The organism is Sphingopyxis sp. A083, assembly GCF_001468495.1.
Lineage (GTDB): Bacteria > Pseudomonadota > Alphaproteobacteria > Sphingomonadales > Sphingomonadaceae > Sphingopyxis > Sphingopyxis terrae.
In genome coordinates, this window is record NZ_LNSK01000006.1 from 139,744 (window position 1) to 153,967 (window position 14,224).

Consider the following 14,224-nt stretch of genomic DNA (forward strand, 5'->3'; position numbering starts at 1 on the left):
CATATATTGTCAAGACAGGTAATTCGTGCGTCCCTATGCGCTCGCCGTCGCATCACCGCTGCTTCAGGAGCGATCGATTCGTTCCACGATCAGGGCGGCGCCAACCCCCATCGCGCCCGTTACGACCACGAGCCCCAAACGCCCGTCGCACGCATCGAGCGCGTCGAGCAGCGCCGACGTCAGGATCGCGCCGCTGGCGCCCATCGGATGTCCCTTTGCCAGATGACCTCCGCCGACGTTCACCCGCATCGGATCGACATCATAATCGCGCAGGAATTTGGCGATGGTGACCGCGAAGGCTTCCATGAATTCGATGCGATCCATGGCGTCGATCGTCAGTCCGGCGCGTGCCAATACCTTGTCCATCGCGGCGAAGCCGGCGGTCAGCGACGCGGCCGGATCGCCGCCGCATTCGGCAAAGGCGACGACGCGCGCGCGCGGGGCGTCGCCGAGCCCGTCGGTTCCGAGAAGCGCGAGGCCGGCGCCGTCGCAGATTGGCGGAGCGTGGGCGATGCTGTGCAGCGGCGCAAAGCGCACGCCGCCGAGCGCCGCGGCATATTGATCCTGCAGGTCGCCAAAGGCCGGCGGTGTGTCGGCGAGGGTTTCCGCGCTGGTTTGCGGGCGCAGGCATTCCTCGCGCGACAGCGCGCCGGTGTCGATGCGCGAGCGTTGCAGCGCCGGTCTGTCCTCCGCCGCCACCGCGCGCTGCTGTGACAGGAGGGCGACCGCGTCGAGGTCGGCACGCGCAATGCCTTCGGCATGGGCGAGCCGGTCGGCGCCGAGAACCGGCGGAACGAAGCGGGCGTGCGGCGGCAAGTCCGCGGCGGTGTAGAAGCTCGCCCGGTCGCCCAGAAAGGGCGCGCTGCTCATCGATTCGACGCCGCCGGCGAGCACCGAATTCATCTCGCCGCTCGCCACCCTCGCAATCGCATGGCCGATCGCCGAAAGTCCCGATGCGCAATAATTGTTGATGCTGTGCGCGGTGGTTTCTTGCGACAGACCGGCATGGAGTTTGGCGACCAGCGCGATGTGGCCACCCTGCGTACCGCTCTGCGTTACGCAGCCGAGCAGCAGCGCGTCGGGCGCGGCCGCCGCATCGCCGCCGCGCGCGCGCAGCGCTACAATCTGCTGGCGAACCAGTTCCTGCGGGCTGAGCTTTGCAAGGCCGCCGTCCGGCCGCGCCTTGCCGCGCGGTGTCCGCACCGCGTCGTGGATATAGACGTCGGTCAAATCAGGTGCCGACGACGAAGCTGACTGCGGTCGTGGCGCTGCCGCCGACGTTGAAGGTCGCGAAATTGCGCGCGCCTTCGACCTGATAGTCGCCGGCATTGCCCGTCACCTGCCGCCAGCCGTCGAGCAGCATCCGTACGCCCGTCGCGCCGACCGGATGGCCGAGCCCGATTAGCCCGCCCGACGGATTGACCGGCAGCTTGCCGCCGAGCGCAATTGTCCCGTCCTCGACCGCGCGCCAGCTTTCGCCTGGCTTGGTGATGCCGAAATGATCGATCGCCATATATTCGGTGATCGAGAAGCAATCATGCACCTCGACCCCGTCGCACGCATAGATGTCAGGCATCTCGGCGCGGCGCAGCGCGTCCATCATCGCCTTGCGCACGCTGGGGAAGACATAGTCGCCGCCGCGACTGTCGGCGACCTTGGTCGAATAGAGCAGGGGGGCGGTGGCGTGGCCCCAGCCCTTGATACGCGGGATGCTGTCGAGCGGAATGCCGCGGCGCTTCGCATAGGCCTCGGCAACCGCGCGCGAGGCGAGGAAGATGGCGGCAGCGCCGTCGGTCACCTGTCCGCAGTCGGACTTGCGCAGGCTTCCTTCGATCAGCGGATTGACCTCGTCATTCTCGCCGAGATGATCGTCAGTCACCGCCCAGCCCCGCGTCTGCGAGTTGGGGTTCTTCTTGGCATTGGCGAAATTATTGGCCGAAATGGCACGCAGATGCGCGCGATCGAGCCCGAAGCGCTCGTCATATTCCTCCGCGACGCGCGCAAACATGTACGGCCACAGGTAACGCGCCTCCTGCGCCTCGCGCCCGGCCCAGGCGGCGGCGCCGAGATATTCGGCGGCGCGCTGGCCGGGCACATTGCGCATTAGTTCGATGCCGAGCACGAGCGCGAGGCCATAGCGCTCGGCCTCGATCTCGGCCGCCGCGGCGAGGATCGCGATGCTGCCCGAGGCGCAGGCCGCCTCGTGGCGCGAGGCGGGGATGCCCGCAAGGTCGGGGTGGACATGGCCGAAGAAGCCGCCGAGCTGGCCTTGGCCCGCGAACAGTTCGCCGACGAAATTGCCGACATGCGCCGTTTCGACCTCTTTGGGTTCGATGCCGGTCGCGACGAACGCGGCTTCGGCAACGTCGCGGAACAGCTCGAACAGCCCGCCGCCCTCGCGTTCGAGGTTGCGCGAGAAGTCAGTTTGCGCGCCGCCGAGGATGAAGACGTCCTTTGCCATGTCAGGCTTCCTTTTCGAGAGTGGCGAGCGCCATTTCGCGCACTTCGCTGCGCATCACCTTGTTCGTGACGTTGCGCGGCAAGGTGTCGAAGCGGAACAGGCGCTCGGGCAGTTTGAACACCGCGAGGTCTTTTTCGCGGAGATAGTCGGTTACGTCGGGCAGCCCCACATCCACGCCGCCGCGCGGGACATAGGCGAGGCCGATCCGCTCGCCCATCTTCGCGCAGGGCAGCGAGAAGGAGCAAGCCTCGGCGAGCAAGGGATGGCCGCCCAAGAGCTGGTCGATCTCCTCGGGCGAGATGTTCACGCCGCCGCGGATGATCAGATCCTTGCAGCGCCCGACGAAGCGATAGAAATCGCCGCCTTCGGCAATTTCGAACAGGTCGCCGGTGCGGAACCAGCCGTCGGCTGTGAAGGCTTCGGCGGTGCGCTCGGGCGCGTTGTGATAGCCCTCGAACAAGGTCGGTCCGCGGATTTGAAGTTCGCCCGAGATGCCGTCCGCCTCGATCGGATCGCCGCCGCCGGGCGGGACGAGGCGGCTTTCGATATTGGGCGCGCGGCCCTCGCCATAGGGGCGCCGATAGGTGCCGCGGCGCGGGAACAGGCTCGCGCGCTTGTCGGGATCGGGCATGTCGCCCTCGCCGGTGATGAAGCTCATCCCCTCGTTCGACCCGAAGACGTTGACAATGACGATGCCGAGCTTTTCCTGAAAACCGCGCACCATCGCGGGCGCGAGCGGTGCCGAACCCGAAGCGATGACGCGCAGGCTGGAGAGATCGACGCTCGCCAGCAAAGTCTCATTCTGCAGCAGCATGTTGAGCACGGCGGGCGGGGCGATCGTCAGGCTCGGCCGTTCGGTCGCGATCTGCCGAAGATAGATGGCGGGATCGAAGGGATGGTGCAGCACCATCGTACCCGCGCTGGTCAGCCAGCACATGGTGATCCCGCCGATGCTCGCCATATTGATGAGCGGGAAGGGGTTGAGCAGGACATCGCCCGGCCCGACCTTCATCGCCTCGTATCCTGCCCCGGCGACCGCGATCCAGTGGTTATGGCTGCGCGGGACGCCCTTGGGCACGCCGGTGGTTCCCGAGGTCCAGCAGATGGTGAAGATGTCGTCGGCATCGACCGGGTTCCCGGCGACATGGGCTGCGAGAGCTCCGGCGTCGCCGCTGGCGGCCGACAGGTCGATCGCGCCGACGGGCGCCTTGGGGCCGAAGGTCATCAGCCGGACACCATCCAGCAGCGGCGCTGCTACGCCGACATGATCGCAACCCTTCATTTGCGTCGCGCAGACGAAGGCTTTGGGTTCGACCACGCCGATCATGCCTTTCAGCTCATGGCTGCGATATTGCACCGCCGCCGGGCTGACGATCGCGCCGATCTTCGCCGCCGCAAAATAGAGCGCGACGAACTCGCTGATGTTCGGAAGCTGGACGAGCAGCACATCATCCTTGCCGATCCCCGCCGCGACGAGCGCGCCCGCGAGCCGATCGATCTCCGCCGTCAGCTCGACATAGGTCAACCGCTGCGGATCGCCGAAAGCGAAGTCGGCGCGATTGGGGGCATCGACCAGTGCGAGCCGATCGGGATGGGCGGCAGCATTGGCCGCGAACAGATCGGCGAAGGTGCGATCGCCCCACCAGCCACTTTCGCGATAGCGCCGCCTTTTGTCCTCTCCCGCGACGATCATCGTCAGGCGGCCAGCACGCTGTTCGGACCCATGCCTATGTCATCGCCGCTCGCCCAGACGGTGTGTGTGCCCGAACAGATGCGCTCGGGCAGGATGATCCGGCACACTGGCCCCGCCGCGATATTCTTGGCGTCGATCAGCACGCATTCGGACGTGTCGGTTTTAAGGTCGGCGATGAAGGAAACGAGATAACCGTCGTCCTCGTCCTTGGCATCGATGCGCGGCGCGAAGGGCGCTTCGCTGCCGAAGCGGCCGGGGCCGAAAAGATACTCCTCGCTCGTGCCGGCATCGAGGTCATGCTTGACGAGGCCGCGGAACAGGAACCAGCCCGGCTCGGGGATAGCGCTATAGGCATAGCGATAGGGTTTGCCCGCATAGCGCTGGTTGAACATGCCGAATTCGAGATCGCGGTCGTCGAGCCTTTGTTCGGTTGTCTTTCCGGTCTTCAAGTTGAAGCACCAGCGGTGGAGGCGCGGCTTCAGGAGTCCCTGATCGAGATAGGCCATCATCCGTTCGAGCCCCTCGGGCGCGTTCGGATAGGATTTCGGCATCGGCTCTTCCTGATAATAGCCGTCGAGGATGATCTCGTCGCCTTCCTCCCAAGCGTTCAGCCAGTGGAGCGTGTAGGTCGGCGCGGCTTCGAACCAGCGGATATCCTCGGGGTTTCCGTGCCGCGGGATGATCGCGAAGCGCGTCTTTTCATCGGGATGAAACTGGACGACGTGCAGATTTTTTTCGAGCAGTTCCGCGTTCCAGTAGAGCGGCATGTCGTTGAGGATGGTGTAATTTTCGGTGAACGCCATGTCGTGCGGCAGGCGCGGCCCGGCGAGCGGGACGGGAATATAATGTTTGAGCTTATTGTCCGCGCCGACGACGCCATAATGCATATAGGGCGCGTGCTTCGAATAGTTGAAGAACATCAGTTCGCCGGTCGCGAGGTCGACCTTGCAATGCGCCGAAATGCCGTCGAGCGGTACCCAGCTTTCGGTGCCGAACTGTTCGAGCGTGAAGGGGTCGAGCCGATAGGCCTCGCCGCACTGGTAGAAGGTCGAGATGATCTTGCCCGCGTGGATCGCGACGTCGGTCGACGATGAATCCTTGAGCCATTCCTGCGCGCCCCAGCCGTGGCGGGTCGACTTGTGCGGCGGCTCCATCAACCCGGCCCAGAGCGAGCGGCCGGCTTCCTTCTCGGCCTCGAACCCCTTGGTGCGCACGAAGCGGCTGCGATAGCTCGCGCGGCCGTCCTTGAACGAGATCGCATGGATGAACCCGTCACCGTCAAAGGGATGATAGCGGCCGATCGGCTCGTGAATCTGGTTCTCGCCGGTGCGGACATAAACGCCGTCGATGTCGGCCGGGATCGTCCCGATCACCTCGGCATCGCCATTGGCGAAGATCGCGTTCCACTCGTTATAGGTCGGCCGCCACGCGCCCTTCATATAGGGATGGTCGTTCGGTTGAACGGTGGTCCGGATCGTGTCGACAAGCTGAGCGGTCATGCGATGACTCCTTCGGCGGCTGCAAAGCGCGGCCTTGCGACGGCCGCATCATATTCTTTCACGAGACGGTCGACGATGTCCGCGACCGGTTCGGTCGCGCGAACCGCGCCGACGCCCTGACCCGCAGACCAGACATTCTTCCATGCCTTGGCGTCGTCCAGCGCATCGGAGAAATTGGGGCGCTTGTCCTCAGGCATGTTCGCGGGGTCGTAGCCCGCAGCGATCAGGCTTGATTTCAGCCAGTTGGCGGTCACGCCGGTGATGCCCTTCGACGGCACGATGTCCTCGGCCCCCGCCGCGACCACCATGTCCTTGTAAGGCTGCGCCGCCATGCTCTCGGTGCAGGCGATCAGCGACGTGCCGAGATAGGCGAAGTCGGCCCCCAATATTTCGGCGGCCCGAATTGCCTGACCCGTCGAGATTGCGCCGCCCAGCACCAAGGGGCCGTCCCAGAACTGCCGCACTTCCTCGACAAAGGCGAAACCGGCGGTGGCGCCGGTATGGCCGCCGGCCCCCGCCGCGACGAGCACGAGTCCATCGACGCCCGCCGCCGCAGCCTTGCGGGCGAAGCCCACCGAATTGACGTCGGCGAAAACGATGCCGCCATAGGCGTGGATTTGCTCGACGACGCGGGCGGGACTGCCGAGCGCGGTGATGACGAGCGGAACCTTGTGCCGCACGACGCAGGCGAGGTCGTCGGCAAGTCGGCTGTTCGACGGATGCACTACCAGATTGACCGCCCAGGCGGCGGCGTCGGGATCATTCGACAGCGCCGCGTCGATGCGGCTCACCCAGGCTTCCAGATCGGCGGTCGTCCGCGCGTTGGGGGCGGGAAAGCTGCCGATCATTCCGGCACGCGAGGCGGCGATGACCATGTCGGGGCCCGACACGAGGAACATCGGCGCCGCGATTGCGGGCAGGCGTAAATTGCGCGTCAAAGCTGCGGGAAGGCCGTGCTTCGGCTTCATTCCTGTCTCCCAAAACTTACTTGCATAGTGATACTAACTTGCGTAACAGAACTTATGCCCGTTCAAGAGGCATTTGCAAGCAAAACATGCCGGCCCGTCGCCGGCAGTGGGGAGAGGGAGAATCATGAAGCATTCACTTGCTATGCTATTGGCCGCGTCGGCGCTTGCCGGTCCCACGGCGGCGTTCGCGCAGGACGCCCCCGCCGAAAGCCAGGGCGGCCTCGACGACATCATCGTTACCGCCCAGAAGCGCGCCGAGGGCTTGTCCGACGTGCCGATCTCGATTTCCGCGGTCAGCGGCAAGCAGGTCGAAAGCTATGGGCAGACCAACCTCGAACAGATCAGTTCGTCGGTCCCGAATCTGAAGATCACCCAGACCGCGATCGCCAATCGCATCGCGATCCGCGGCATCGCCTCGGGCGACAACAAGGGGTTCGAACAGTCGGTCGCGATGTTCGTCGATGGCGTCTATTATGGACGCGACCAGCTTTCGCGCCTGCCGCTCGTCGATATGGAGCGGGTCGAGGTTTTGCGAGGCCCCCAACCGACGCTGTTCGGCAAGAATGCGATCGCCGGGGCGGTCAATATCACGACACGCAGCCCGACCGACGAATTCGAGGGGACGGTGAGCGGCCTCTATGAATTCAATCACAAGGAACTGCAGCTGACCGGCGTCCTGTCGGGGCCGCTGAGCGACGGCATCGAAGCGCGCGTGGTTGGCTATCATCGCTCGATGGACGGATATTTCTACAACCAGAAATTGAAACGCAACGAGCCCAACGTCGATGAATATTATGTCCGCGGCAAGGTTGAGTTCGACAAGGGCGGGCCGCTCGCGGCCGAACTGAAGCTCGAATATGCAGACTTTGCGATGAAGGGCCAGCCGCGCGACGTGTTCGGCGCGGTCGGGAATTACAATGCGGTCTTCCAGGGCCCCTTCTTCGTCAGCACTGTCCCCGACTATGTGCGCGAGGATAATGGCTATGAAAGCCGCAACAAGGTGTTCGGGGCGACGCTGAACGCCGATCTGGAAATCGGCGAGCACACGCTGACCTCTGTGACGTCGCTGCTCGACTACAAGACGCGCGAGATCGTCGATGTCGACTTTTCGGGGATCAGCTTTCTCGACGGCACCAATTTGCGCGAGGATTATCGGCAGTTTTCACAAGAGCTGCGTTTAACGTCGCCCGGCGGCGAGGCGTTCAATTATATCGGCGGCGTCTATTATCAGCACGCCAAGCTGGACGTTCAGGATTTCACCCTCTTCAACCCGACCTTTCTGGGGCTGGGTGCGCCGTTCAACGCGCTCGGCGATACGCGCAACGACCGCGACTACAGCCAGACGTCGGACCTGATCTCGGCCTTTGCGCAGGGCGAATTATCGTTGACCGACCAGCTTCGCGTTACCGCGGGCGCGCGCTTCAATCATGAGAAGAAGAGCGGCCGCCGATCGCTCGCCATCGTGCAAGGCCCGCTCAGCACCGCGCCCGCCGCCGTTGTCGCCGCGGTGTTCCGCGCGCTCAATATCGAGGCGCACAGCATCGCCGGCAAGCTGAGCGAGGACAGCTTCAATCCGATGGTCAACGTCCAGTTCGACGCGACCGACGACCTGATGCTCTATGCGTCCTATGCGCGCGGAACCAAGGCCGGGGGCTTCGACATCCGGTCGAATTCGCTACCGACGTCGACCACGGTCGCCAAGCCCGGCGCGTTCGAATTCCAGGACGAAAGCGCCGACAATTTCGAAGCGGGGCTGAAATACAAGGGCCGCGACGTCGCCTTCAACCTGTCCTTCTATCGCACCAAATACAAGGATCTGCAGGTCAACATCTTCGACGGGACGCTCAACTTCAACGTCCGCAACGCTGCGGCGGCGCGGACGCAGGGGATCGAAGCGGATTTTCGCGCGGCGCTCGCCGAAGGCCTGACCATCAGCGGCGCGATCGCCTATCTCGATTTCAAATTCACCAACTTCACCGACGGCCAATGCTATTATCTGCAGACGCCGGGACCGGGTGGCTTCTGCGACTATAGCGGCAAGCGTAACGCGCTGAGTCCGAAATGGTCGGGTAATCTCAACGTCGATTACTGGACGCCGGTCGGCAGCGACCTCAAGCTGTCGTTCAACGTCAACGCCGACTTTTCCTCCTCCTATATCGCGGCGGCGAATCTCGACCCGCGGACCTATCAGGGCAGCTATGCGAAGCTTGGCGCCCGCATCGCCTTGGGACAGATCGACAATCGCTGGGAAGTGGCGCTGATTGGCCGCAATCTGACCGACCAGCGGATACTTCAGACCGGCAGCGCGATGCCGCTTGCGACGACGATCACGGGCGGGGCGGGCAATGCCTATAACGGGATCGTCGATCGGCCGCGCACGATAGCGGTGCAGGTCACGGGGCGCTTTTGAACCAGCTCTCCCCCGACGGAAGCATGGGCGCGGGCACCGCCCATCTTCCGTCGGACCGGCCTTGTCGCGTGCTGTTCGGCGGAGTAGGGCGGGCGCAGCAATGGACGCATCAGCCGTGAAAGAAGATCGCACCATCCGCGCCTGTTCGATCTGGCGCGCGCTCGATGTCGTCGGTGACGTTCCGGTGCTGCTCATCATGGAGCAGGCCTTTCTCGGCACCCATGGCTTCGACGAATTCGTGGCGCGGACCGGGCTCGCGCGGTCGGTCGTCAGCGGGCGGCTACGCAAGCTGGTCGACGAGGATTGCCTTGCCAAACGGCCGAAGAAGGAAGGGCGCGGTTCCTATTATGCGTTGACCCAGAAGGGGCGCGACCAGTTTCCCAACGCCTTGATGATGCTGCGCTGGCAGCATCGCTGGGAAGCCGCGAGCCGCGACTTTCGGGTTCGCCTGCGGCACAGCGCGTGCGGCGCGGAAACCGAGCCGACTCCGATCTGCGCCCATTGCAGGAAGGAAATCGACCCGCGCGACGTCGACTGGCGCGAAGGGCCGGGGCTGGCCCAGGTCGTTCCGCACTATGAACGCCGGCGCTTCAACGGCGCGGTGACGGCGCGCCGCCCGGGCGGGCGCCCGCTGGTCGATACGATGATCGAATTGTTCGGTGATCGATGGGCGACGCTTGTGGTGCGCGCGATGTTCACGCGCATCAACCGCTTCGATGACATTCAGCGCGACACGTTGATGGCGACCAATATCCTGACCGGCCGCCTCGAACGGCTGATCCGGCAGGGCATATTGCGGACCATTCCCTATTCGGCGCACGCCGACCGCGTCGAATATCGGCTGACCGAAAAGGGTCGCGACCTTTATCCCGTATTGCTGGCTCTGCTCCAGTGGGGCGACCGCTGGTTTTCCGACGAACGCGGCCCGCCGCTGATCCTGACGCACAAGCCATGCGGTCACGACCTTCGGATGGTCGTTGCCTGCAATCATTGCGACGGCGAAATCGGCATACACAATCTGACGTTCGAGATCGAATGAGCGTCAGGAGCCGGCATTGAAGCGCAGCCGCGCTAGTTAAGCCGCGTCCATGTCTTGGTTCGACAGAAAAAGGCGAGGCAGCCCTTTACTTCCAGCTTGCCGTTGCCGAGCAGCCGCAGTTCGCCGCGCGATGCCCCGTCGCCCGTTTCGGGGTCGTACACAGGCCCGCCTTTCCATTCCGACGGGCCGCCCTTGAAATTCTGGAGCACGACCAGTCCCATCAGCCGGCGCTGGCGTAGCTTGGGATCGCCGTTCCGCACGTCGCGCAGATCGGGATTGGCGCGCAGCCGCTTTGCATCGACCACCTTGCCGCATAGCGCCGCGCCGCAGCGATAGATTTCGACCCGTCCGCCTTCGCTGCCCGTGGCCCACAGCCCAACGGGATCGGCGGCCATGGCGCTTGCGGGGGCAAGGGCGGCGGCGGCAGCGAGGCCCATCGCGATCGCGCGGCGGCTCATGCCGCCTGCTCCCGGCTCGCGGGCGCGTTCAGCAAAGCGAGCGCTTCGGCCAGGAGGGGGCGGTCGTCGTGCTGCCAGGGATGAAAGCCCGGCCGCATATAGCCAACCACACCTTTGAGTAGATGCCGCATCAGGCCGTGCCTTCCATAGAGATAGGCGAGCAAGTGCCGCCACGTCGTCCAGTCGTTGCGACCGTCCTGCCGCAACAAATCTGCGGTATTGCGGAAAATCACATAGTGAAAGCGCAAAGTCGTAACGCCCATGACGGCGCAGCGCTTCAACCAGCGCCGCAGCGGCATCATGTCACGCGTCGCGTGAAGATAGGTGTCGTAGGCGACCGCCTTATGTTCGATTTCCTCGATCGCGTGCCACCGCCACAAACGCCGTGCTTCCTCGCTCGCGCCGCCCAGATGCCCGGGATTGGCGAGCGCGTCATGCGCCAGCGTTGCGGTAAAATGTTCGAGTGCGCAGGTTGCCGCCAATTGCTGGATCGGCGGGCGCCGTTTGGCCCATGCGATCGTCCGGCGTGCGCGTTCTTCGAGCGGGGCGATGTCGTAGCCTACATCTTCGGCCTGGCGATTGAAGACGACATGTTCGCGCGAATGCATCGATTCCTGATAGATGAAATCGTCGATCTGGCCGCGCAGCGGCTGCGGCGTGCCTTCGCGATACTGCCGGACCGATGTCATGAAGAATTTCTCGCCGACAGGGAAGGTGGACGACAGTGCGTTGAAAAAGGCGGTGCGACCGGGGTCGCCGCTGTGCCACCAGCGCGGCGGGGCCTGCTCGCGGCCGAACTTCATGTCGCGCTTCTCGATCCGGAGATCGGGAGGCGTGGGCGTGTCGAGGGTCATGAACAACTCCTGCGAATCATCAACATTAACATCAATGTTTATAATGCAAATATTCGCCATTCGCAAGAGATGCTACTATCCTGTTTCAGAACGGCTTTTTCGGAAGCCGATCGGAAGGCTGTTTCGCTTGCGTACATTGGTCTAAGGCCATGTGGACCGCAGGTGGAGGAAAGAGCGATGGCGCGAATGTACAAGATGGCGCGGCCCGCCCCGAAACGCCGCAAGCGATCGGGCGCGGAGGTACGCGAAGAAGGGCTTGCCGCGGCGCGTCGTCTGCTGCTCGACGGCGGTCCGGGTGCCGTGACGCTTGCCAACGTCGGCGAAGCAATCGGCATGTCGCACGCCAATGTGCTGCATCATTTCGGCTCGGCGGCGGGTCTGCAATCGGCGCTGATGGGATCGATGATCCAGGATCTGACGGGCGCGCTGGATAATGTCGTCGACCTGCTGAAAACCGACGATGCGGCGCCGCGCACGATTGCCGATCATGTTTTCGATGCCTTTGACAAGGGCGGCGCCGGGCCGCTCGCGGCGTGGATCGTTCTGTCGGGCGATGTTGGGCGCCTCGAGCCGATCCGCGAAGCGGTCGGTGCGCTCGTCACCGCGATCGTCGGTCAGTCGAAGGATGCCGCCGCGCGCGAGCGCGTCCGCGCCGCAGTGTTGATGGTCGCGGTCAGCGCGTTCGGCGATGCCGTGATCGGCCCCTATCTACGCGATATGCTGGGCCAGAAGGATGATGCGATGCGCGATCTCGTCACCCGCTTCCTGCCGCTGTTCCTGTCTCCCGGCTTCCTGGGGCTGGCCGACGACTAGGGTCAGTATCTTGGGGTCAGGGGCCGGCCGCGAGCAGGATGCTATCGTCGGATGCCGAAACGCGATGCGCGATGCCGCTGCGTTCCATCGCCTTGACGAACCCATCCGCGTCGCCTGCCAGGCGGCTCAACTGAGCCCTGTCGCGCAGGTGGATGGTGCGATAGCCGCGCCGGATCGCGCCCGCTTGCTCGAGCGCGGCAAGATGGGCGCTCACGACCTTGCGCGACAGGCCGCAGAGTTCGGCCAGATCCGACTGGCTGAGCGGTACGTCGGCGTCGCGCGCGAAGGTCAGAAGCCGCGCGGCGATGCGTCCGCGGGGCCTCAGCGACAGCATCTGTGCCAGCCCGTGCACGCTGGCGTCGAGTTGCCCGTACACCAGTTCGCTCGTCGCCTTCCAGAGCGCGGGGAGGCGATGCCCGATCCGGTCGAGCATCGTGTCGCTGATCGTCAGGACGCGGCTCGGCCGGCTGGCGATCGCGGTCACGATACGCGGACCGCCGCCCATCTGGCGCGACTGACCGAAGGCGTCACCGGCGCGGGCGATGCCGACCAGCACGGTCTTTTCCCCCGCTGCGGCTTCAAGGCGCAGCATCCCGTCGAGCACGATGACAATGCCGGTCGCCATGTCCCCTTCGCCATAGACCCATTTCCCGCGCGCGAGCGTTGCCAGCCGGCCATCGGCGGCGATCGCCTGCTGCACCGCAGGGTCGCAGCGGCCAAACCATCTGCATTGCCGGAGCTGATCGCCGATCGTCATGAGGGATTGTAACGAAGGTGGCATTTGGATGCCAGCGTTTGCGCTATCGTCGCCGGGATAATGCGGGAGAGTTCCATGACCTCGATACAGATGCACCCCCTGTCGCCGCACGTCGGTGTCGAAGCGACCGGGCTCGATTTGAACCATCTCGACGACAAGGATATCGGGCTTCTGCGGCAGGCCGTCGCCGAGCACGGCGTCCTCTTCGTGCGCGATCAGACGCTCACCCCCGAACAGCATATCGCTTTCGCCCGCCGCTGGGGCGAGATCGACATCAACAAATATTTCCCTGCCAATGGCGGGCACCCGGAAATTGCGGAGGTCCGCAAGTCGGAGACCCAGCAGACCAACATCGGCGGCGGGTGGCACACCGATCACAGCTATGACCAGATCCCCGCCATGGGCTCCATCCTCCTCGCCCGCGAAACCCCGCCGACCGGCGGCGATACGCTGTTCGCGGGCATGGGCGCGGCTTTCGATTCGTTGTCACCGGGCCTGAAGGACATGTTGCGGACGCTTCGCGCCGTCCACTCGGCCGACCATATCTACAGCGCCGATGGCCTCTATTCGAAGACCGATCAGGGTGTCGACCTGAAGGGGCATGAGGAACGAACGCGCGCGGTGCATCCGGTGGTGATCCGGCACCCGCAAAGCGGGCGCGAGATCCTGTACGTCAATCCGGCCTTCACACTGCATTTCGACGGCTGGACGCGCGAGGAGAGCGTGCCGCTGCTCACCTATCTCTATCAGGTCGCGATGCAGGAGCAGTTTCATTGCCGCGTCCAATGGGCGCCCGGATCGCTGGCAATCTGGGACAACCGGTCGACCTGGCATTATGCGATGAACGATTATCACGGCCATCGCCGCCTGATGCACCGCATCACCATTTCGGGCGAACCGCTCGCCTGATTTATGGGGCCAGCCCTTAAGGTCGGTCGATGCCGTAATCGATCCTGATCCGGACCCAGGCCCCGACCATCGAGCGCCCGCCGACCCGCGGCGGCCGCACGCGGAATTGCCACGCCGCCGCCAGCACCGCGCGGTTGATCTGCGATCCTTGCGGATATTCGTCGAGCCCGACGCAATCCTCGACGCGAAACTCGGGGGCGGTGCGACAGGCGATCAGGCCCCATCCCGGCCCACTGGCGGTGGACAGATAGCCGCGCAGTTCGTCGCGGCTCGGTTCGCGATACCATGCCGCGGCATAAAGCGGCTCGCCGTTCGGCGCGCTTCCCACGCGCGGCGTGTCGCGCGATGCCGCCGACCCGCCGC

12 protein-coding genes and 1 pseudogene are annotated in these 14,224 nt (G+C 64.5%); 4 read left to right on the forward strand and 9 right to left on the reverse strand.

All coding sequences use genetic code 11. The annotated features are described in order from the left end of the window. Positions 1-63: 63 nt before the first annotated feature. Genes ATE59_RS12465 through ATE59_RS12485 form a run of 5 tightly spaced genes read right to left on the reverse strand, consistent with a single transcriptional unit; the run spans position 64 to position 6,621 of the window. Positions 64-1,230, reverse strand: coding sequence for an acetyl-CoA C-acyltransferase (locus ATE59_RS12465; RefSeq protein WP_058812660.1), 1,167 nt, complete (start codon positions 1,228-1,230; stop codon positions 64-66). 1 nt (position 1,231) lies between these two features. Continuing rightward, positions 1,232-2,461, reverse strand: a complete 1,230-nt coding sequence (locus ATE59_RS12470; protein ID WP_058812661.1) for an acetyl-CoA acetyltransferase — start codon at positions 2,459-2,461, stop codon at positions 1,232-1,234. A 1-nt stretch (position 2,462) separates the two neighbouring features. Next, the gene (locus ATE59_RS12475; RefSeq protein WP_058812662.1) at positions 2,463-4,154 is read right to left on the reverse strand and encodes a class I adenylate-forming enzyme family protein; all 1,692 of its coding nucleotides are present in this window, start codon (positions 4,152-4,154) and stop codon (positions 2,463-2,465) included. Between the two features lie 2 nt (positions 4,155-4,156). Further along, the gene (locus ATE59_RS12480) at positions 4,157-5,653 is read right to left on the reverse strand and encodes a carotenoid oxygenase family protein (protein WP_058812663.1); all 1,497 of its coding nucleotides are present in this window, start codon (positions 5,651-5,653) and stop codon (positions 4,157-4,159) included. Beyond that, positions 5,650-6,621, reverse strand: a complete 972-nt coding sequence (locus tag ATE59_RS12485) for an NAD(P)H-dependent flavin oxidoreductase (protein WP_058812664.1) — start codon at positions 6,619-6,621, stop codon at positions 5,650-5,652. Before ATE59_RS12485 ends, ATE59_RS12480 begins: the two co-directional genes overlap by 4 nt. A gap of 124 nt (positions 6,622-6,745) precedes the next feature. Between ATE59_RS12485 and ATE59_RS12490 the strand changes: the two genes are divergently transcribed. Both ATE59_RS12490 and ATE59_RS12495 read left to right on the forward strand, forming a co-directional pair. Then, the gene (locus tag ATE59_RS12490) at positions 6,746-9,031 is read left to right on the forward strand and encodes a TonB-dependent receptor (RefSeq protein ID WP_040589152.1); all 2,286 of its coding nucleotides are present in this window, start codon (positions 6,746-6,748) and stop codon (positions 9,029-9,031) included. Between the two features lie 100 nt (positions 9,032-9,131). Beyond that, positions 9,132-10,070: a winged helix-turn-helix transcriptional regulator gene (locus tag ATE59_RS12495; protein ID WP_003039943.1), complete on the forward strand. Its 939-nt coding sequence runs from the start codon at positions 9,132-9,134 to the stop codon at positions 10,068-10,070. Positions 10,071-10,102: 32 nt separating this feature from the next. Here ATE59_RS12495 and ATE59_RS12500 read toward each other — a convergent pair whose 3' ends face one another. Both ATE59_RS12500 and ATE59_RS12505 read right to left on the reverse strand, forming a co-directional pair. Then, positions 10,103-10,528, reverse strand: coding sequence for a DUF2147 domain-containing protein (locus ATE59_RS12500; RefSeq protein WP_058812665.1), 426 nt, complete (start codon positions 10,526-10,528; stop codon positions 10,103-10,105). Next, positions 10,525-11,382, reverse strand: coding sequence for a metal-dependent hydrolase (locus ATE59_RS12505; RefSeq protein WP_003039937.1), 858 nt, complete (start codon positions 11,380-11,382; stop codon positions 10,525-10,527). The genes ATE59_RS12500 and ATE59_RS12505 overlap by 4 nt, the downstream gene beginning before the upstream one ends. Positions 11,383-11,559: 177 nt before the next feature. On the opposite strand from ATE59_RS12505, the gene ATE59_RS12510 reads away from it, so the two are divergent. Beyond that, positions 11,560-12,195 (forward strand): TetR/AcrR family transcriptional regulator, encoded by a 636-nt coding sequence (locus ATE59_RS12510; protein WP_231737329.1) that lies wholly within the window; start codon positions 11,560-11,562, stop codon positions 12,193-12,195. 16 nt (positions 12,196-12,211) lie between these two features. Here the strand turns inward: ATE59_RS12510 and ATE59_RS17855 are convergent, their stop codons facing one another. Then, positions 12,212-12,952, reverse strand: a complete 741-nt coding sequence (locus ATE59_RS17855; protein ID WP_058812667.1) for a Crp/Fnr family transcriptional regulator — start codon at positions 12,950-12,952, stop codon at positions 12,212-12,214. 75 nt (positions 12,953-13,027) lie between these two features. Here ATE59_RS17855 and ATE59_RS12520 point away from each other — a divergent pair, with 75 nt between their 5' ends. Continuing rightward, a complete protein-coding gene (locus ATE59_RS12520) occupies positions 13,028-13,861 on the forward strand; it encodes a TauD/TfdA dioxygenase family protein (RefSeq protein WP_058812668.1) in 834 nt (277 codons plus the stop codon). A gap of 16 nt (positions 13,862-13,877) precedes the next feature. Here ATE59_RS12520 and ATE59_RS18030 read toward each other — a convergent pair. Continuing rightward, positions 13,878-14,224: pseudogene (locus ATE59_RS18030) on the reverse strand (hypothetical protein); the annotation flags it as partial.